This is a genomic window from Paenibacillus sp. FSL H8-0104 (assembly GCF_038050215.1).
GTDB lineage: Bacteria > Bacillota > Bacilli > Paenibacillales > Paenibacillaceae > Paenibacillus > Paenibacillus amylolyticus.
Genome location: NZ_JBBOTC010000001.1, coordinates 4,348,229 through 4,368,004, shown reverse-complemented (window position 1 = coordinate 4,368,004; position 19,776 = coordinate 4,348,229). Strand labels below are relative to the sequence as shown.

Here is a 19,776-nt window from a genome sequence, read left to right as displayed (position 1 = left end):
CACCTTTGTTAACCTTCATCAACTGGATTTCCGTCTGGGCCATCCCGGTTATTATCGCGTTTGTTCCATTATATGCGTTTACCAAAAAGGTCCCGGTTTACGAATCCTTTGTTGATGGGGCCAAGGATGGTTTCTCCACTGCAATCAGTATTATTCCGCATCTCGTGGGCATGATGGTCGCAATCAGCGTATTTCGTGCCTCGGGTGCACTGGATTTTGTGATTAGTCTGTTTGCTCCGCTGGTGTCCTGGATGGGTGTTCCAGGCGAAGTGTTGCCACTCGGAATACTGCGTCCTTTAACGGGGACTGGCTCTCTGGCGTTTACAACCGATCTGATCAAAACCCATGGCCCTGACTCCATGATTGGACGTATGGCATCTACGATTCAGGGGAGTACAGACACCACGTTATATGTGCTGACTGTTTATTTTGGGGCTGTAGGCATACGGAACGGTCGATATGCACTCAAAGTAGGGTTGTTTTCCGATGTCGTTGGTTTTATTGCTGCGCTCGCCATTTGTTTGCTCGTTTTTGGTTAAAAGATATCTCCTTTCCTTCCGATATATTAGATATGCTAGAATAATAGCGGAGGAGAGTGAGACATGCAGAAGAGTTGGAAACGAATGCTCCGTGTCGGAATGTCAGGCGTGCTTGCTATTGCAATGCTCGCAGGGTCAACGGGGCTGGCGGCAGCTCAAGCCGTTCAGACGATACATTTTACAGGTTACTTCGATAAACAGCTGCGTGCACAAATGGCAGTCACAGCGGATTCTTTTCCAGTCGTGAATGTACGTTTGGTTAAGCAGGATGAACCCGATATGGTATATTATGATGTTGGTACCTCAATATTGATCTCAAAGGATGAAGTACTCACGAATTATCATGTCGTTCAGAGTTTTGCTGAACTGTCTGATGGTGATGAAGGTACACTGACTGTTGCGAGTCCGGGTTCCTTGGGTAAGCCTGTAAAGGCAAAAATTATTAAGACAGACCCGGTGACAGATATGGCACTGCTGAAGCTGGACAAGGAAATAGATGCCCAACCGGTCACATTTACAAACGCAAGGGATAACCAGGTCGTCTATACGATTGGATTCCCCAAAAATCCTGCTGGTGATCTTGTCATCCTGGATGAAGATTTTCCTTCTACCTTCAATACGATAGCCAAAAGCAGAGTGTTTAGTTCCCAAGCTTTGGACGTTCCAGGTAAAAAGGGAATTGGCAGTATTGTGAAATCCATGGCCCAAGGTAATTCAGGTGGCCCTGTTCTGGATCAGAACAACCGGGTCATTGGTATGATGACATTTGTGTACGGTGGACGTACCTATTATATTACTTCCAAGACATTGCAGACTTTCATTAAAGAGAGTACCACACCTGCCAAAAAACAGGTTGCAGTTGCCGGCAAAGTTTCCAATTAAATGATTTGAGGAAAAGGCTTATCTTTACGCCATCTGTGTTCAACAGGTCGTGTAAAGGTAGGCTTTTTTTTGCGGCAATCTGGGGGAGGAAGGTAGCCAGAAATGGATATTCGTGTCTCCAGTTTACAAAATCCATGGATTATCCTTGTGATTTCCTTGCGTGATGGGTATCATTAGTGTGAGGTGACATGACAAACATGGAAAGATTACAAAAAATTATCGCACAGGCAGGCATTGCATCCCGCCGCAAGAGCGAGGAACTAATCCTGTCCGGCAAAGTAGAAGTTAACGGGGAGGTCGTAACCGAACTGGGTACAAAAGCGAACCCCGAAGAGGATATGATTACGGTTAATGGAAAACCGATCCGTAGTGAGAAAAAAGTGTACTTGATGTTAAACAAGCCAAAAGGCGTAATCACAAGTGCATCTGACCCGGAAGGTCGGAAAATTGTATCCGACTACCTGAAAGGTGTCAAGGAACGCGTATATCCTGTAGGTCGTCTGGATTATGACACAGAGGGCTTATTGATCCTTACCAATGATGGTGAGTTTGCACATTTGCTGACGCATCCTAAGCATCACGTACCCAAAACGTATCATGCAACGGTTAAAGGTGTGCCACATGGTACAGCTTTGGAGAAATTAAAGACAGGCATTATGCTGGATGACGGCATGACTGCTCCTGCAGAGGTAGAGTACAAAGATGTGGATACAGCGGCTAATGAGTCGGTCATTTCCATTACGATCTATGAAGGACGTAACCGTCAGGTTAGACGTATGTTCGAGGCAATCAACCATCCGGTAACCCGCCTGAAACGGATTTCGTTTGGTGGTATTTTGCTACAAAACCTGAAACGTGGTCTGACACGTCATCTGACCAAAGAGGAAGTCAACAACCTGATTACCCTCGCACAATCAGAGCCAGCCAAAAAAATGAAAAAAAGGTAATGTGAGGACACATAATTTTCATAAAACCGCCGCAGTTTTGTGACGAAATTCGCTATAATTGTTCATAGGATGTTCACAGTTGTCTTATACCAATAAGATGCGAATGCTACAGTCACTTAAAAGGGGAGCAGCACATGGGGAAATCAAGAAGAACGGTGCAAATCGTCATTTTGTTATTGATCCTGGTGTTGGGCGGATATGCGATTACCACATCGGTATCCGGCTCGAATGGCAAGCCAAAGGAAGGGGACAAATCTCCTTCTTTTGAACTGCTGGGCCTGGATGGTCAAGTTCATACGTCTGATGAGTACAAAGGAAAAGCGATGGTGATCAATTTCTGGGGCACATGGTGTGAACCTTGTGTTAAAGAAATGCCTGCACTTCAGGCGCAAGCTGACAAATGGAAGGACCAGGGAGTACAATTTGTCGGGATTAATGTTGGAGAAGACCAGATGACCGTGGATAATTTTGTACGGCAGGTTGGCGTTACGTTTCCAATCATGCTTGACCGGGACAAAAACTCGGTTCGTGATTTTGGGATCTCTCCCATGCCAACGACATTTTTTGTATCCGACACGGGCAAAATCTCTACCATTCATATCGGGCAACTTGATTTGGACACACTTGACGCTCAAATTTCGCAACTGGCGAAGCAGCCCTGACAGGAGGTCTATTCGTGTTCCAAAATACCAAATGTGAGTGCGGACACCAGAATCCGGTAGGCACTGTACTATGTGAAGCATGTGGGAAACCGCTGCTGGAGTCTGAAGCTAAATCGGATGAAGTGTTGGAAATGCGTTATGATGGCATGGCGCGCCGTTCACAGCGTAGTAATCCTAATATCATTGACCGCATATGGAACTTTTTTTCTTCCGTTAAAATTGCCGTCTATATGATTGTTTTTACGCTTGTAGGTTCTATGCTTGGCACGATCTATCCGCAAGAAAGTACATTTCTGAATATCGATCCCTCCGTGTACTACAAAGAAACATACGGTCAGTTGGGTCATATCTATTATCTGTTGGGTTTATCCCATACATATGAATCCTGGTGGTTTATTCTACTGCTGGTGCTGATTGGGGCATCATTGGTGATATGCAGTCTGGATCGCGTCCTACCGCTCTACAAAGCACTGAATAAACAGAGAATACGTAAGCATACGCAATTTTTGACAAGACAGCGTCTCGTGTACCAAGGTACCATCGAAGAGGCACCAGAAGACTGGATTAAGAAAGCGGTTACGCCGTTGAAAAAGAAAGGATACCGCGTGCACACCCAGGGGGATGCATTACTCGCCGAGAAACAGCGATTCAGTCGATGGGGCCCATATGTCATCCATATTGGACTCATTATATTTTTGCTGGCGGTGCTCGCACGAGGTCTTCCAGGTCTGAATTTGGACGAGCACGTCGCTTTTCCTGAAGGTGAGATCAAAAAGATCCCGAATACATCGATGTATCTGCAAAATGAACAGTTTAATGTTGAATTCTACAGTGAGGACGAAGTACCCGAGCAATTCCGTAACCTGAACAAGACCGTTCCAAAACTGTTCGAAACAAAAGTTGTTTTGTATGAATGTACAGCAGATTGTTCGGATCTCTCGAAGAAACCTCAGTTAGCTGAGGTAGCCAGACATGATGTACGCGTGAATCATCCATTGAATTATAACGGTCTGAAAGCATATCAGTTTGATTATGATCTAACACCCACCATTCGGTCCGTAACGCCTGATCTGGTCAATACAAAGACGGGTGAAGTATATGGGCCAATTAAGATCGATATGGTAGATACCCAAAGAACATTTGAAGCTGGTCCTTATAAGCTCACGGTAAAAGAAAAGTTTATGGACTTTGGATTGGATGAGAATGGTCAGCCCAAATCAAAATCGCCTTCACCTAATGCACCTGCTTTTCTCTTTCTCATCAAGGGACCGGATCTGCCCGAAGAGGGGATACAATATCTGTACTTTGCGAAGCAGATTGATAAACAACGGTTTCAACAGGATGCAATTAACCAACAGCTGATTGGAGCTGAGATTCCTTTACAGCTGGAAGTAGACAGCATGGACAAGGTCGATATTATTCAGTCCGTAAGTTATCTCAATATAAGAGTGGATAAGGCAATGCCTTTTGTGTGGGTAGGAGCCGGTATTGTTATGTTGGGTCTGGTCATGGGTTTTTATTGGCATCATCGCCGCATCTGGATTCGTTTTGATGATAAACAGCTCACCTTGGGTGGACATACCAACAAAAACTGGTTTGGCTTCAGGCGTGAAGTTGCGGCCGTCTTGAAACAGATGAATTTGGAAGTGGAAGAGAAGTCGTTGGATAACGGGGGGAATCAGGCATGAGATTATTGGATTTCAGCAGCGACGCATTTATCGTATCTTTCTTTCTCTATTGTGCTGCATTCTTGTTATATGCTGTCGCGGTCATGGGCAAAAAATGGAGTAATCGTGATCCTCTGGACCATATGAATCGCTGGGGTAAAAGAGCTTTTATCGCTTCGACTGTCGCCTTGGCGGCGCATTTCGTATTTTTTGTAACCCGATGGGCTGGGGCAGGACATATCCCGGTTAGTAACATGTATGAGTTCATGTCTTTTCTGTCCATGATGATTATGGTTGCATTTATTGTTGTATATGCCATATACCGCAAGTCATTACTGGGTTTGTTTGCGTTACCACTTACCATTATTATTATGGCGTATGCCGCTGTATTTCCTCAGGAGGTACAGCCATTAATCCCGGCGCTTCAGTCCATCTGGCTGAAAATTCACGTGACGTTGGCCGCGCTTGGTGAAGCATTCTTCGCCGTGGGTTTTGCCGCAGGGTTCATGTATTTGCTCCGTACTGTTGATTTCAGTGGTAAAGACAAGTCTTCAAGACGTCAACGAGGATGGGTTGAATTCACCCTAGTTACGATCGTTGTAGTCATCGGATTCATAGGAACGGTATTTGCCTTTCGTACAGCTGGTTACGAGGCGGTTTTTGTACAGAAAACGGTCAGCATTGACACAGAGGTACAGGAAAATAGTACAATAGAGAAAGTGATTTATCGCATGCCTCCGATTTTTGCACCATATAATAGCGAAGTGGAGAGCATGACACCGTTTCTTGGCATGAAAAAACCTTTACTTGAGACGCCTTCCTGGATGAACGGGGTAAATGCCGGGCGCAAGCTGAATACGGTGGTTTGGTCACTTATTGTAGGTCTGATCCTGTATGGAATTGTACGACTTCTTGTGCGCAGACCACTTGGACAAGCGTTACAGCCAATGATGGATGGAATCGATGCTGATGATCTGGATGAGATAAGTTATCGCGCGATTGCCATTGGTTTTCCGATATTTACGCTGGGAGCATTAATTTTTGCCATGATCTGGGCTCAGATTGCCTGGAGTCGCTTTTGGGGTTGGGACCCCAAAGAGGTGTGGGCATTGATTACATGGCTATATTATAGTGTGTATCTGCATTTGCGTTTATCCAGAGGTTGGCAAGGTCAGAAGTCTGCATGGCTTGCAGTTCTTGGCTTCCTGGTGGTTATGTTTACGCTGGTTGGAGTGAATCTGATCATTGCCGGATTACATTCTTATGCTGGAGCTGACTAGGACAGACTCGTATTGCAAAGGTTGAGTTTAGAAGCGGGAAACACAAATGTACCTTTTTATTGAAGGGTATTCAAATATTGTTCGCCAGATCGAACATAATAGAAGTGATGAGGAGTTATTGCAAAGGGGCTGGAGAGGCATGGCTGAACATGAGAATCGAATATTGGTCGTGGATGACGAAGAGAGAATCCGCAGGCTTTTGAAAATGTATCTTGAAAAAGAAGGTTATGAAATCGATGAAGCTGAGGATGGGGAAACTGCGCTGCGTAAAGCAACAGCAGGGGACTACGGTCTGATTTTGCTTGATGTGATGTTGCCGGGTATGGATGGAGTTGAAGTGTGTACCCGTCTTCGTCAGGTGAAATCAACGCCGGTTTTGATGCTCACTGCAAAAGGTGAAGAGATTAACCGGGTTCAAGGCTTCGAAGTTGGCGCTGATGATTATGTTGTAAAACCATTCAGCCCGCGTGAAGTGATTTATCGTGTCAAAGCGATTTTGCGTCGAGCTTCCGCGACAGCTTATCTCTCCAAGGAGAGCAATTCGAGTAACAACATCGTGTTCCCGCATCTGGTTATTGAGCATGATGCCCACCGGGTAACCGCTGGTGGCGAAGAGATTAGTCTTACACCAAAAGAATATGAATTGCTGCACTACCTGGCAACATCTCCCGACAAAGTTTTCTCCAGAGAAGAATTGCTCAAAGATGTATGGAATTACGAATTCTTTGGCGATCTTCGTACCGTGGATACGCACGTGAAGCGTCTTCGCGAGAAACTTAACAAGGTATCGCCTGAATCGGCGGCCATGATTACGACGGTGTGGGGTGTGGGTTATAAACTGGAAGTACCGAAGTAGTTTTAGTTTCTGGAGATCACTGGTCGGGAAGTTATGGATCACTATTATCTGCCTTGTGGGTTGTGTACTTATAGCGCTGGGTCTCTTTTTGCTGCCCTACATTGATACGAACTTTGCAGAATCCGAATCCAGAGATATTAAGCGGTTGTTCACCTATATCTGTATTATCGGATTCAGTTTAACCACGTTTTTTGCATTGTTTCTATTCACCAAAATAACGCAGCCTATGCAGCAATTGATTCAGGCAGCCAATGCGATTCGCAAAGGGAACTACGGAACACGTCTCTCCCTGGTAACGAGTGATGAGATTGGTGAACTTGCCAACACATTTAATCATATGGCTGCCCAACTGGAAGATAATATTCGAAACCTTAACCATGAGAAGGAACATTTGGCGAGTGTGCTTCGCAGCATGACTGATGCTGTTGTTACATTCGATGGTGAAGGCAAAGTTATTCTGACGAATCCGCCTGGAGAGAAGATCATGCAGGCATGGTATGATCTCGATTGGGCGAAAATGGACGAAGGACAAGAATCCGAGCAGTCTGACAAGACTTCGCGGGATGTACCTGAGCCCCTTCTTCCTTTGTTCAGAATGGTGATGGAGCAAGGCGGGGACCAGAACTCCAATGTTCACGTACAGCAAGGTGTCTGGTCTGTTCAGATGGCACCGTTGTACGCTGACAGTGTTGTCAGAGGGGCTGTGGCTGTTTTAAGAGATGTAACAGAAGAAGTGCGTCTGGAGAAAATGCGGCGTGATTTCGTGGCTAACGTATCTCATGAGATACGAACTCCGCTATCCATGATGCAAGGCTACAGTGAAGCCCTTTTGGACGGTATGGCAACCTCACCGGAAGAGAGCGAAGAACTGATCCAAGTCATTCATGATGAGTCTCTACGGATGGGCAGACTGGTTAAAGACTTGCTTGATCTTGCGCGGATGGAAGCTGGACACACGGACATGGTGATGAAGGAAGTTGACCTCGGAGAACTACTCGAACGTGTATATCGGAAGTTCTCGGTGCGTTCAAAAGAACAGGGAATTCAACTGCACTTTGAGTTCGAACAGCCAACAATTGAACTTCAACAGGCAGATGAGGATCGACTTGAGCAAGTATTTACGAATTTGCTGGATAATGCGTTCAGACATACACCTACTGGCAAAAATGTAATGATCTCAGCAGAGCGGGTCACTTATCTTCGTGCTCCATTTGTCAGAGTTTCTGTGAAGGATCAGGGTGTAGGTATCCCTTCATCTGACTTGCCATTTATTTTCGAACGATTCTACAAAGCTGACAAGGCTCGTGTTCGGGGAGAAAGTGCAGGTACGGGGCTTGGTTTAGCGATTGTGAAAAATATTGTTGATGCGCATCAAGGCATGATTACCGTCAATAGTGTGCTTGGCGAAGGAACAGAGTTTATTTTGCAATTTCCTTTGGATTCATCGAAATAGCCTGAATTTCATACAAAAAGTGCGGAAACACCCTCTTATGGAGGGTGTTTTTTTGTTGAAGACTACCGTTTAATCTTGTTCAACGTGGAACAAGAATGGTCTTTTTTTGACTAAAAAGAGTGTCCAAGATAATTTTCCTTCCTATGTAACATAAGCTTGAAAAGCAAGCAAGATAGAGGAGGATTGAGTTAAGCATGTCCGATGATCGAAAAAGGGTCAATATTAAAGCTTTCTTGGAAGGCAGATCTTTTAGAGCAGGCTCTCCGTTTATTCCAATAACCACAAGCGAACTGGAGCAGTTTGAATCCATACTGCGTTCTTTGGCTGTGGCTATTCCTGCTGCAATCAGTCAGCCGACTTCAGCCAATATACTGTCATTACAGAATGGATTACGCCAGTTACTTACTTTTGTAAATCAATCCGGATTTCGTGCCGGAGTAAAGGCAGAATTACAAGCCGTATTGGAATTAACGATTGCAGGTTCAGAGGTTGTTCCTGTTCCTCTTATTAATCTCGCAGGTAACTTGCAAAACTTACTGGATGACTTGTTAAGTGTGACGCTGCTTCTTGAAGTACCACCTGCAGAAAAAGATAAACTTGTGGGATTAATTCGATCGATCTCCATATCGTTAAGCCGGGCGACGACAACTCTTGGAACTGGAGGAATTACCGGACCAGCCGGGCCACAGGGAGTGCCAGGAGTCCCGGGGGTACCTGGTGTCCCAGGAGTCCCTGGAGTGAAAGGGGCTACTGGCACACCAGGAGGAATTGGACCAGTAGGACCGGTTGGCCCAGTTGGTCCACAGGGAGCACAGGGTCCGGCAGGAGCACCTGGTGTGGGTTTGAACAATATTACTGCATTTGATCCTGCACTGGGACCAACTTATGCTCAAGGTCAAGTAGTAAGCTACGAGGGTAGTCTTTATGTTGCTAATGTAAATGGCCCCTTGGGTACACCCGGAAGTTCTCCAGACTACACTCTTTTGCTGTCGGGTGGGACGACTGGAGCAACGGGAGCAACCGGAGCTGGTTTGACAGGAGCCGTGGCATTTAATCCAGCGCTCGCCCCGGGTTATCCAGCAGGTCAAGTAATTACGTATAACGGTAGTACTTACATTACGAGTGTAGCTGGTCCTCTAGGAACACCAGGATCTTCATCGGATTACACATTAATCGCTGCTGCGGGGGCGACTGGTGCAACTGGAGCCACAGGTGCAGGATTAAGTGGCATCGTGCCATTCGATCCCGCATTAGCACCAACATATCCAGCTGGACAGATCGTCACGTTTGGTGGCAGTACTTATATTACAAATGTCACTTCGCCAACGGGTACGCCAGGAAGTTCTCCAGACTATACGCTGTTAGCAGGATCAGGAGTTACAGGTGTGACCGGAGCTACGGGCATCGGTCTCAATGGTGCGGTTCCGTTTGACCCTGCAGTAGCTCCAACATACCCAGCCGGCCAGGTCGTTACCTTTAATGGCAGCACGTATATAACGACTGTGGCTTCTCCTACGGGTACGCCAGGTACTTCGCCAGACTATACATTGCTTGCAGGTGCAGGACCTACAGGAGTCACAGGAGCATCAGGGGTAACGGGAGCATCAGGGGTAACGGGAGCAACAGGGGTAGGTTTAAGTGGTATCGTGCCATTCGATCCAGCCGTAGCCCCAACGTATCCAGTGGGTCAGGTTGTAACGTTCAACGGCAATACGTATATAACTAATGTCGTGTCACCAACCGGAACGCCGGGGACTTCACCGGATTACACGTTGCTTGCGGGCGCGGGAGCGACAGGTGTGACCGGAGCAACCGGTGTTGGAGTAACAGGAAGTACCGGAGTCACAGGGGCATCAGGAGTAACGGGAGCGACAGGCGTAGGTTTAAGTGGTATCGTGCCATTCGATCCAGCCGTAGCCCCAACGTATCCAGTGGGTCAGGTTGTAACGTTCAACGGCAATACGTATATAACTAATGTCGTGTCACCAACCGGAACGCCGGGGACTTCACCGGATTACACATTGCTTGCGGGCGCAGGAGCAACGGGAGTTACAGGAGCAACCGGCATTGGTGGAACGGGAAGTACCGGAGCTACAGGAGCATCGGGCGTAACAGGAGCGACTGGTATGACCGGTGCAACTGGAGTTGGAGTAACAGGAAGTACCGGAGTGACAGGAGCATCGGGCGTAACAGGAGCGACAGGTGTAGGTTTAAGTGGTATCGTGCCATTCGATCCAGCTGTAGCCCCGACATATCCAGCGGGTCAGGTTGTAACGTTCAATGGCAGTACGTATATTGCAAATGTAGCATCACCAACGGGAACGCCGGGGACTTCACCAGATTACACGTTGATCGCTGGAGCAGGAGCGACAGGTGTGACGGGTGCAACTGGAGTTGGAGTAACGGGAAGTACTGGTGAAACAGGAGCGACTGGTGTTACAGGGTTAACCGGGACGACTGGAATTACAGGAGCCACGGGACTAAGCGTAACGGGATCAACAGGAGGAACTGGAGGAACTGGGGCAACTGGTGAAACAGGAGCGACAGGCGTAGGTTTGAGTGGCATTGTACCATTTGATCCAGCCGTATCCCCAACGTATCCAGCGGGTCAGGTTGTAACGTTCAACAGTAGTACGTATATTGCGAATGTGGCCTCACCAACGGGAACGCCGGGCACATCGCCGGATTACACATTGCTTGCGGGCGCAGGAGCGACAGGTGTGACCGGTGTGACCGGTGCAACTGGTGTTGGAGTAACAGGAAGCACCGGAGCATCCGGCGTAACAGGAGCGACAGGCGTAGGTTTAAGTGGTATCGTACCATTCGATCCAGTTGTAGCCCCGACATATCCAGCGGGTCAGGTTGTAACGTTCAACGGCAGTACGTATATTGCAAATGTGGGATCGCCAACCGGAACGCCGGGGACTTCACCGGATTACACATTGCTTGCGGGCGCAGGAGCAACGGGTGCAACTGGTGTTGGAGTAACAGGAAGTACCGGAGCATCCGGCGAAACAGGAGCGACAGGTGTAGGTTTAAGTGGTATTGTACCATTCGATCCAGCTGTAGCCCCGACATATCCAGCGGGTCAGGTTGTAACGTTCAATGGCAGTACGTATATTGCAAATGTAGCATCACCAACGGGAACGCCGGGGACTTCACCAGATTACACGTTGATCGCTGGAGCAGGAGCGACAGGTGTGACGGGTGCAACTGGAGTTGGAGTAACGGGAAGTACTGGTGAAACAGGAGCGACTGGTCTTACAGGGTTGACCGGGGCGACGGGAATTACAGGAGCCACGGGACTAAGCGTAACAGGATCAACAGGAGTAACTGGAGGAACCGGGGCAACTGGTGAAACAGGAGCGACTGGTGTTGCAGGGTTGACTGGGGCGACGGGGATCACAGGAGCCACAGGAGTAAGTGTAACAGGTAGTACTGGTGCTACAGGGGAAACAGGATCAACAGGCGTAACGGGATTGACTGGCGCAACGGGAGTAAGCGTAACAGGTGTGACAGGAGCAACGGGAGTCGGCATAACCGGAAGTACCGGAGCAACTGGTGTCACGGGGGAGACCGGAGTCACAGGTATAACCGGTGCAACGGGAGTGGGCGTAACGGGAAGTACCGGAGCAACTGGTGTCACGGGTGGAACAGGAGTCACAGGTATAACAGGAGCCACAGGAGTCGGCGTAACAGGAAGTACCGGAGTTTCTGGTGTCACTGGTGAAACCGGAGCAACAGGTATAACGGGCGCCACGGGAGTAGGCGTAACGGGAAGTACCGGAGCAACTGGTGTCACGGGTGGAACAGGAGCCACAGGTATAACCGGAGCCACGGGAGTCGGCATAACGGGAAGCACTGGGTTTACTGGTGTCACTGGTGAAACCGGAGCGACAGGTATAACCGGGGCAACAGGAGTCGGCATAACGGGAAGTACTGGAGTTACTGGTGCGACTGGTGAAACCGGAGCGACAGGTGTAACGGGAGTGGGCATAACAGGAAGTACTGGAGCAACTGGTGCGACTGGGGGAACAGGAGCGACAGGTGTAACTGGAGCCACGGGAGTGGGCATAACAGGAAGTACTGGAGTAACTGGTGTCACTGGTGAAACCGGAGCCACAGGTATAACGGGAGCCACAGGAGTTGGCATAACGGGAAGTACTGGAGTAACTGGTGCGACTGGAGGAACAGGAGCCACAGGTATAACAGGAGTTGGCGTAACGGGAAGTACTGGAGTAACTGGTGTCACTGGTGAAACCGGAGCCACAGGTATAACGGGAGCCACAGGAGTTGGCATAACGGGAAGTACCGGAGTAACAGGCGCGACTGGTGGAACAGGAGCCACAGGTATAACGGGAGCAACGGGAGTCGGTGTAACCGGAAGTACCGGAAGTACAGGAGTTACTGGAGCAACCGGTGCAACCGGTGCAACCGGAACATCTGTAACATCTAATTCGGCTTTTGCTGAGAACACTAATGGTACAATTGTTGTAATATTGGGTGGTACACTTGTTCCATTACCGAATAACCAAAATATTGGCACAGGTATAACCGTCAATGGGGCTAATGACACCTTCACACTGACCAATGCAGGTCGTTACTATATCTCATACAAAATAAATCTGACAGCTGCACTTGCTATCCAATCTCGGGTTTTACTTAACGGTGCAGCAATTCCAGCGAGTGTAGTATCTCCAGTACTTTCTCTCAGTCAGCTGCAGTCTGACTTTATGGTTACCGTTACCGCTGGTTCTACAATACAGTTACAATTATTCGGGCTTGTTGGCGCAGCCGTTCTGTCTCCTCCGGGGTCTACACTAAACATTATTCAGTTAAGTTAATAGTTCGATTACGTATTAAGACTATTTCCATTGGCCAAAAGAAGCGGAGTTCATATGGGGGTGATGGGCACCCCTTTTCCAATTCCACAAATATTTTGTTTGCAAACTTCTTCACCGATATTTCAGCGGGTACACGAAAAAAAGACGGGAACCACTAGGGTCCCGTCTTTCCTTATACATTTAAAAATATATTTGATTATTCCAGAACAATTTCAACAGCAGTATTGATTTCAGGCAGCGCAGCAAGCTGCACAAGCACATCTTTTGGAACAGCTTTATCTACGGTCAGAATCATGATCGCTGCACCACCAATAATTTTACGTCCAACCTGCATGGATGCGATGTTGACATCGTTTTGTCCAAGCAGGGTTCCTACACGTCCGATAATACCTGGTTTATCGTTGTGGGAGATCAAAATTTGATGACTTTCCGGTGCGATATCTACCGGGAATTTGTCCAGACGAACAATACGTTCTCCATAACCTGCAAGCAATGTACCTGCTACACGACGTTCCTCAGCATCCTGAGTTGTAACCAATGTTACGGTAATCAGGTTAGTAAATCCTTTAGTTGTTGAGGTTTGGCTTACAACCACATTCAGATCACGGATTTTGGCCAGATGCATGGAGTTGACGATGTTGGCTTCCCCACCCAAATGTCTGGCGAGAATCCCTTTCACAATGTAACGTGTGAGAGGAGAAGTATCTACTTCAGAAAGTTCACCAGCATAGTCGATCCGAATCTCCTGCACTGCATTTTGTGTAATCTGTGCTGCAAAACTACCCAACGTTTCACCCAGTTTGAAATACGGTTGCAATTTGTTCATCACGGTTGGTGCAACAGCCGGCATGTTAACTGCGTTTTTAAACGGTTCGTTACGCAAAATGTGAAGCACCTGTTCCGACACATCGATAGCCACGTTCTCTTGTGCTTCTACTGTGGACGCACCAAGGTGAGGCGTAACGATAATGCTTGGGTGATTCAGGAACGGGTGATCAGCGGCTGGCGGCTCGCTTTCGAATACGTCAAATGCTGCACCAGCAACAATACCTTGATCAATGGCTTCGACAAGTGCCATCTCATCTACAACTCCACCACGAGCACAGTTGATGATACGCATGCCTTTTTTCATCACTTCGAATTGTGGACGTGAAATCATGTGCCGTGTTTCCGGTGTTAATGGCGTGTGAACGGTCATGAAGTCCGCATTGCGAATGATATCATCTACACTAGCCAGCTTCACTTGCAGCTTCTCGGCACGCTCCTCCGTGAGGAACGGGTCGTAAGCAAGAATGTCCATTCCGAATGCTTTGGCGCGCTTGGCAACTTCACTACCGATCCGTCCCATACCCAGTACACCGAGCGTTTTATTTCTTAATTCCACACCCAGGAAGGTTTTACGATCCCACGTACCCTGAATTGTCTTAGCGTATGCCTGAGGAATGTGTCGTGCCAATGCCATCATCATGGCAAACGTGTGCTCACAGGTTGTGATGGTATTGCCATCAGGTGCATTAATAACGATGATACCGCGCTGTGTAGCAGCTTCCAGATCAATGTTATCTACACCAACACCTGCACGTCCGATCACCTTAAGGTTGGTACCAGCCGTCATAATACGATCTGTAACACGAGTCTGGCTGCGAACCAAGAGGGCATCATAATCACCAATAATGGCAACAAGTTCATCTTCACTAAGACCGGTTTTCTTCTCAACAACAACATCATTTGCATCCACCAGTTGCTGGATCCCCAGATCACTGATTGGGTCCGACACTAACACTTTGTACATGGTTTCTTCCTCCTTAGGTATGTGTATCTATATCGTCAAGGTCTGACCTCAGCGAAGAGGTATTCCTTAAAACCAGGTTGATTCTTCCGCCCAACAACGCGGTGTCGCAACAGAGGGGGAAGGTGAAGCAAATAGAGTGATCCCACAGATATCCTTTAAAATAAATCAAAAAACTCTCAATCCACATACTGCTTGCGCAATAAGGGACGAGAGTTGTCGTGGTACCACCCTAATTCACCGCCGTTTCGCAACGACAGTCTTAGCGGTCAATGAAGACCGAAGAGGATAACGGGTCTAAACCGATTGCACCTACTCCAATTTCAATGCAATAACTCAGGAGCGCTCAAGACCATTTGCCTGCCACCGATTCACACCTACCACCGGCTCTCTGTAAGACGAAGCAACATCTTTTTTCCATCATCGTGTTTAACGTGACTAATTTTTTCATAATGTATCATGGCTGACATGAGCATGTCAATAGGCTTAAATGTTTTAAAATGTTTTGCAGATGTCTTTAGATTCACACATAAACAGAGTCACCATAAGTAATACAATAGTTAATATACCTACCACAAGAAGATGGAAAGTAAGCTGTTTGGTGAACTGAATTTTACTGCTTTAATGAAGTAATGGCACGGACATCTAACCAGGACTTGGGGCAGGCCTTGAACCTAATTGGTTTTTTGGCTATCATTTAGTATACTATCCGATTGGACAACGTAATTGTTATCCATCAAATTTAACTCAAGAGGACAGACGCATCCGATGAAAAAATTCAAGTTTCCCAAGTTCAAGATTCAGAAGGCTGAGCCACAGCAGCTTACCGAGCGTTTGCTTTTAATCAATCTATACTTTACACAAGGTCTGACACTGATTATCGGAGTTGTGTGGATCTTATTGCAGAAACGAAACTTGTTAGATGTACTCGCATGGCCTGACAATTACCAATTTATATGGTGGGGTCTGGGTCTTGCAGGAATAATGCTTGTTATGGACTTGGTACTGTCGTATGTTATACCTCAGGAAAGCATGGATGACGGTGGAATTAACGAGATGTTGTTCCGTGGGCGTCCGATCTGGCACATTGTATGTATAGCAGCCATTGTTGCTGTGTGTGAGGAATTATTATTCCGTGGAGCCATCCAACATGCCATCGGTCCTTACTGGACAAGTATTTTATTTGCAGTTATCCATATTCGTTATTTGCGCCACTGGATTCCAACAGGCTGGGTGTTTGTCTCAAGTTATGGATTGGGTTGGATTTACTTGCAGTCCGGCACATTATGGGCACCTATATTATGTCACTTTATTATTGATTTGGTGTCCGGATTAGCGATACGTTTTCGGAGGGGATCATGAATCAGCCATTAAGTAGAATGAAGACATATGGCAGTCAGCGCCATCGTCAATCGGATAAAAAAGAGAAATCCGAGCGTCAGGTGGCTTCTCAAGTAAGCATCGTTGCTGAAACGGCAGCAGCTGCTGAGGTTGGCGGAATCACACCAATTACTTCCGTTTCTTTACCTAGATCACAGCGCAAGCCTTATACAGAAAAACTGGAAAGTCCAGTACTTCCTCAAAGGGCACCATCACGCTCCAAAAAAACGCCAAATTCAACGGAAGAATCGATCCCCGAAGCGGGTTCGCTTCCTACACGGACAGAATTACATCCTTCACGTCGGTTAAAATTGAGCAAGAGGTTTGTGAATTCACTCATTTTTATTTTTGTCATGTTAACGATTAGTCTGGTTTGGTGGGGGGTTGAAGGGGCACCCGCTCTGAATACGTTCCTTCCCTTGCCGTGGTAATGCTTTTACTCGCAGGTTTAATCATTTTGATGGGAGTTTTACTACTTTTTCATATGTGGCGTGAAGCCCATATTCATCAAATGATTGAAGAAGAGGTTGAAGTGCCTAATCTGCCAACATCCTTTGACGGGGCCATGATTTTGTATGTATCCGACACGCACAAGCGCAAGCTGAAGCAGAAGGATCTGGCAAACGTTAAAAACAAGGTGGACTGGGTTCTCATCGGTGGGGATGTTGCGGAAAAAGGAATCTCATGGTCTTTAGTTAGACATAACATGAAAATTTTATCGAACATTGCTCCTTCATTTACGGTGTATGGCAACCATGACAAGAGGGCTGGTACCGCTCAACTTGCGCGAATCCTTCGGGAATCGGACGTTAGGCTCCTGCAGGATAATGTAGAATATCTGCAAAGGGGCAACGACAGATTGAGCCTGATCGGCATAGACTATCGTTCCAAACAGGGCGATGTATTACTACAGCAGATCGGTAACCGTTTTTGCAAAATTGCTATCGTCCATGATCCTTTGCAGGCCCTTCGCTTGGAAGAAAATGCAGATCTTATATTAAGTGGTCATACACATGGCGGACAATTGGTTTTGCCATTTTTCGGACCTGTGTTCCTGAGCAAAGCGTATCGTCCGGTATCGAACGGGTGGTACTCCCTGAAGCGAAGTCCGGAGGACATTCACCAAGAAGGCAAAATGCTTGTTAGCAGAGGATACGGTACAAATCATCTTCCTCTCCGACTAAGTTGTCCTGCGGAGATGCATATCATCACGTTAAGAGTGCCCGCGGAAAAAGCACTCACAGAGAAACAGCCTTGATCCATTGGATCAAGGCTGTTTTATTTTAATGCGCAAAATTACAATTTAACGAGCTTCCAATTCAATTGCACGCGGATCAACAAAGGAATAACCTTTCTTTTCGAGCTTGGTCAGCAACTCATCCAATGCTTCAACCGTCCATGGCAACTCGTGCATCAAAATATTGCTTCCGGGATTTAACTGATCGAGTACATTTTGGATGACTTTTTCCGGGTTGTCTTTGGTGCTTTTATCCCAATCGAGAGAACCATTAGACCAAGTCATGTATAACATGCCATTTTTCTTCACAGCAGCCTTCAGTGCATCATTTCCCGAACCAAAAGGTGGACGGAAGAATTGCGGTTCCTCACCAATGGTATCCTTCACTATTTTTTGGACATCTGTAACCTGTTTTGCCGCCTCAGCGTTGGACATTTTTTTGAGATCCTCATGATCCCAGGCATGATTGCCTACAATCTGACCCCGATCATGTATGAGTTTGAGTAATTCCGGATGGCTTTTCACCCGATATCCATTGACGAAAAATATCGCTTTAGCGTTATGTTTATCTAAAGTGTCGATCAGTGAAGTAATCATTTTTTCTTCTTTGGGTCCATCATCAAAAGTTAACAAGACCACTTTGCTTGGGCTCGCTTCATCGTTTGGTTTAATATAATAATTTTCATTCATATGATACGTCTTTTCCACTTTCTCTTCTGTAGAAACCTTCTCCGAAGATTCAGGTTCTTCTTCTGTCGCAGTTGAATCTTCCGTTGAAGACTCGGGCACACCAGTTCCGGGTTCTCCTGTTTCAGTTGGGTTAGAGTTACCTTGCTCTTCTTGAACCGTGGTAGTTGATTCGCCCGCTGGTGTGGAATTATCAGATGTTTTTTCTTCCGCTGTCCCACAAGCTGACAACAGCAAACTTGCAGCAATGATCAATGCGGCGGTATGTCTAAACATGATTTCAACTCGCTTTCCTGTAATTATACGGAATGAGATCGCTCACTACCGCAAACACTAAATATGATTTTAACACTTGAAGGAGGTTGGTGTAATGAAGGCTTCATCCTTTTTTTGGGGCATTGTCATTGGTGTTGCAGCCAGTTCATGGCTGTCCAAAGGCAAATTGCCCATGATGTCATCGGGTTCATCAAGAAATATGATGGATCAGGCAAAACATAAGATGATGGAAATGACTTTCCCGGGTATGGACGGGTTCACAAGCAAGCAAAATCAACATGGTGAATCCCACAAAAATCCGGCAGCAAAGACCGCAAGAGCAATCACACCGCAGGAAAAAGAAGCGAATATGAGCATGCTCAAAGATTTTATTCGCACCAATCCCGATGTGAAGCATGAAGTTGAGCAAATTTTAAGCCAAACAAACACAACAGTACCGGGTTTATAAACCAAAACCTCCAATTAGAATCATCCACAGTCTTGATTTGCTGTGGAATGATTCTTTTTTTGTCGATTTTACTTCGTGCATTTAGAGGTATAAAATGATAACATAACTACATAGATTTATTTTCAGCACATATTGTTTTGTGCTTCATAATCTGTTATAAGACTTGCTTATAAAGGGGAGATCCTGTATGAAAATAGAACGACTAAGTCACGATAAGATACGGATTTTCCTGACCTTTGACGATCTGAGCGAGCGCGGAATACAAAAAGAAGATATGTGGCAGGAAATACCTAAGGTTCATGAACTGTTCACTGAAATGATGGATCAGGCCTATTCCGAACTTGGATTTGATGCCACAGGTCCACTCGCTGTCGAAGTATTCGCACTTCCCGCTCAAGGGATGGTTGTCATTGTCACACGTGGAAAATATGATCCGCAACAATATGGTTTAGGTCATGAAGATGATCTTCCTGAAGAAGTATATGAAATGGAAGTTACACTCGAGCAAAGCGATTCCATTGTTTATGCATTCAAGGACTTTGAAGTGCTCATTGAAGCTGCACATATGTTGCGTCAGCATGTTACGGATGCTGGGAGACTTTATTCCTATAAAGACAAGTGGTTCTTGCATTTGGAGCCAGATGAGGTAGATTCCACCAAACATGCGGCATTGATTGCCTTGCTTGCTGAATTTGGCGAAGGCTCCTCAGTTACTCCAGCAGTCATGGAAGAGTATGGTAAGGTTGTTATTCCTGCACAAGCGATTGATGTTATCTGCACCCACTTCAAACGCCAGGATTAATCTCTAGTTGTAATCGCGTCTTTAGTC

General features: G+C 46.5%; 16 protein-coding genes and 1 other annotated feature. Of the genes, 14 read left to right on the top strand and 2 right to left on the bottom strand.

What is annotated here, in order from left to right:
• Positions 1-5 precede the first annotated feature (5 nt).
• The 9 genes from NST38_RS19390 to NST38_RS19350 all read left to right on the top strand — a co-directional run bounded on the left by NST38_RS19390 (position 6) and on the right by NST38_RS19350 (position 13,130).
• Positions 6-539, top strand: coding sequence for a spore maturation protein (locus NST38_RS19390; protein ID WP_017687658.1), 534 nt, complete (start codon positions 6-8; stop codon positions 537-539).
• Positions 540-602: 63 nt separating this feature from the next.
• Positions 603-1,421, top strand: coding sequence for a S1 family peptidase (locus tag NST38_RS19385; protein ID WP_076251197.1), 819 nt, complete (start codon positions 603-605; stop codon positions 1,419-1,421).
• A gap of 197 nt (positions 1,422-1,618) precedes the next feature.
• Positions 1,619-2,368: a pseudouridine synthase gene (locus NST38_RS19380; protein WP_036607741.1), complete on the top strand. Its 750-nt coding sequence runs from the start codon at positions 1,619-1,621 to the stop codon at positions 2,366-2,368.
• Between the two features lie 134 nt (positions 2,369-2,502).
• Positions 2,503-3,030 (top strand): redoxin family protein, encoded by a 528-nt coding sequence (locus NST38_RS19375; RefSeq protein WP_036607739.1) that lies wholly within the window; start codon positions 2,503-2,505, stop codon positions 3,028-3,030.
• Positions 3,031-3,044: 14 nt separating this feature from the next.
• Entirely contained in the window at positions 3,045-4,718 is a 1,674-nt protein-coding gene (gene resB, locus NST38_RS19370; RefSeq protein ID WP_036607737.1) for a cytochrome c biogenesis protein ResB, read from the top strand.
• Positions 4,715-5,977 (top strand): cytochrome c biogenesis protein CcsA, encoded by a 1,263-nt coding sequence (gene ccsA, locus NST38_RS19365; RefSeq protein ID WP_036672251.1) that lies wholly within the window; start codon positions 4,715-4,717, stop codon positions 5,975-5,977. Before resB ends, ccsA begins: the two co-directional genes overlap by 4 nt.
• Before the next feature lie 139 nt (positions 5,978-6,116).
• Entirely contained in the window at positions 6,117-6,833 is a 717-nt protein-coding gene (locus tag NST38_RS19360; RefSeq protein WP_036607918.1) for a response regulator transcription factor, read from the top strand.
• Between the two features lie 55 nt (positions 6,834-6,888).
• Positions 6,889-8,286, top strand: a complete 1,398-nt coding sequence (locus NST38_RS19355) for an ATP-binding protein (protein WP_235193867.1) — start codon at positions 6,889-6,891, stop codon at positions 8,284-8,286.
• Positions 8,287-8,480: 194 nt separating this feature from the next.
• Positions 8,481-13,130 carry a BclA C-terminal domain-containing protein gene (locus tag NST38_RS19350; protein WP_341344036.1) on the top strand — a complete coding sequence of 1,550 codons (4,650 nt, stop codon included), beginning with the start codon at positions 8,481-8,483 and terminating at the stop codon, positions 13,128-13,130.
• A 196-nt stretch (positions 13,131-13,326) separates the two neighbouring features.
• Here the strand turns inward: NST38_RS19350 and serA are convergent, their stop codons facing one another.
• Positions 13,327-14,922 (bottom strand): phosphoglycerate dehydrogenase, encoded by a 1,596-nt coding sequence (serA, locus tag NST38_RS19345; protein WP_047843574.1) that lies wholly within the window; start codon positions 14,920-14,922, stop codon positions 13,327-13,329.
• A 199-nt stretch (positions 14,923-15,121) separates the two neighbouring features.
• Positions 15,122-15,352 (bottom strand) — a binding site (T-box leader).
• A 335-nt stretch (positions 15,353-15,687) separates the two neighbouring features.
• On the opposite strand from serA, the gene NST38_RS19340 reads away from it, so the two are divergent.
• The 3 genes from NST38_RS19340 to NST38_RS19330 are packed head-to-tail and all read left to right on the top strand — an operon-like array spanning position 15,688 to position 17,557.
• Positions 15,688-16,281: a CPBP family intramembrane glutamic endopeptidase gene (locus NST38_RS19340; RefSeq protein ID WP_036607728.1), complete on the top strand. Its 594-nt coding sequence runs from the start codon at positions 15,688-15,690 to the stop codon at positions 16,279-16,281.
• On the top strand, positions 16,278-16,730 hold the full coding sequence (locus NST38_RS19335; protein ID WP_017687671.1) for a hypothetical protein: 453 nt from the start codon (positions 16,278-16,280) through the stop codon (positions 16,728-16,730). Before NST38_RS19340 ends, NST38_RS19335 begins: the two co-directional genes overlap by 4 nt.
• A 29-nt stretch (positions 16,731-16,759) precedes the next feature.
• On the top strand, positions 16,760-17,557 hold the full coding sequence (locus NST38_RS19330; RefSeq protein WP_341344035.1) for a metallophosphoesterase: 798 nt from the start codon (positions 16,760-16,762) through the stop codon (positions 17,555-17,557).
• A gap of 45 nt (positions 17,558-17,602) precedes the next feature.
• Here NST38_RS19330 and NST38_RS19325 read toward each other — a convergent pair whose 3' ends face one another.
• The gene (locus NST38_RS19325; protein WP_076249993.1) at positions 17,603-18,499 is read right to left on the bottom strand and encodes a polysaccharide deacetylase family protein; all 897 of its coding nucleotides are present in this window, start codon (positions 18,497-18,499) and stop codon (positions 17,603-17,605) included.
• 94 nt (positions 18,500-18,593) lie between these two features.
• On the opposite strand from NST38_RS19325, the gene NST38_RS19320 reads away from it, so the two are divergent.
• Positions 18,594-18,947 carry a hypothetical protein gene (locus tag NST38_RS19320; protein ID WP_036607724.1) on the top strand — a complete coding sequence of 118 codons (354 nt, stop codon included), beginning with the start codon at positions 18,594-18,596 and terminating at the stop codon, positions 18,945-18,947.
• Between the two features lie 187 nt (positions 18,948-19,134).
• Complete coding sequence (locus NST38_RS19315; RefSeq protein WP_017687675.1) at positions 19,135-19,749, top strand: genetic competence negative regulator; 615 nt, start codon at positions 19,135-19,137, stop codon at positions 19,747-19,749.
• Positions 19,750-19,776 lie beyond the last annotated feature (27 nt).

Bases quoted from the DNA above. Each gene is read 5' to 3' on its own strand.
- NST38_RS19385 (WP_076251197.1), top strand. From the start codon at position 603: ATGCAGAAGAGTTGGAAACGAATGCTCCGTGTCGGAATGTCAGGCGTG.
- NST38_RS19380 (WP_036607741.1), top strand. From the start codon at position 1,619: ATGGAAAGATTACAAAAAATTATCGCACAGGCAGGCATTGCATCCCGC.
- NST38_RS19375 (WP_036607739.1), top strand. From the start codon at position 2,503: ATGGGGAAATCAAGAAGAACGGTGCAAATCGTCATTTTGTTATTGATC.
- ccsA (WP_036672251.1), top strand. From the start codon at position 4,715: ATGAGATTATTGGATTTCAGCAGCGACGCATTTATCGTATCTTTCTTT.
- NST38_RS19360 (WP_036607918.1), top strand. From the start codon at position 6,117: ATGGCTGAACATGAGAATCGAATATTGGTCGTGGATGACGAAGAGAGA.
- NST38_RS19350 (WP_341344036.1), top strand. From the start codon at position 8,481: ATGTCCGATGATCGAAAAAGGGTCAATATTAAAGCTTTCTTGGAAGGC.
- serA (WP_047843574.1), bottom strand. From the start codon at position 14,922: ATGTACAAAGTGTTAGTGTCGGACCCAATCAGTGATCTGGGGATCCAG.
- NST38_RS19340 (WP_036607728.1), top strand. From the start codon at position 15,688: ATGAAAAAATTCAAGTTTCCCAAGTTCAAGATTCAGAAGGCTGAGCCA.
- NST38_RS19335 (WP_017687671.1), top strand. From the start codon at position 16,278: ATGAATCAGCCATTAAGTAGAATGAAGACATATGGCAGTCAGCGCCAT.
- NST38_RS19330 (WP_341344035.1), top strand. From the start codon at position 16,760: ATGGGAGTTTTACTACTTTTTCATATGTGGCGTGAAGCCCATATTCAT.
- NST38_RS19325 (WP_076249993.1), bottom strand. From the start codon at position 18,499: ATGTTTAGACATACCGCCGCATTGATCATTGCTGCAAGTTTGCTGTTG.
- NST38_RS19320 (WP_036607724.1), top strand. From the start codon at position 18,594: ATGAAGGCTTCATCCTTTTTTTGGGGCATTGTCATTGGTGTTGCAGCC.
- NST38_RS19315 (WP_017687675.1), top strand. From the start codon at position 19,135: ATGAAAATAGAACGACTAAGTCACGATAAGATACGGATTTTCCTGACC.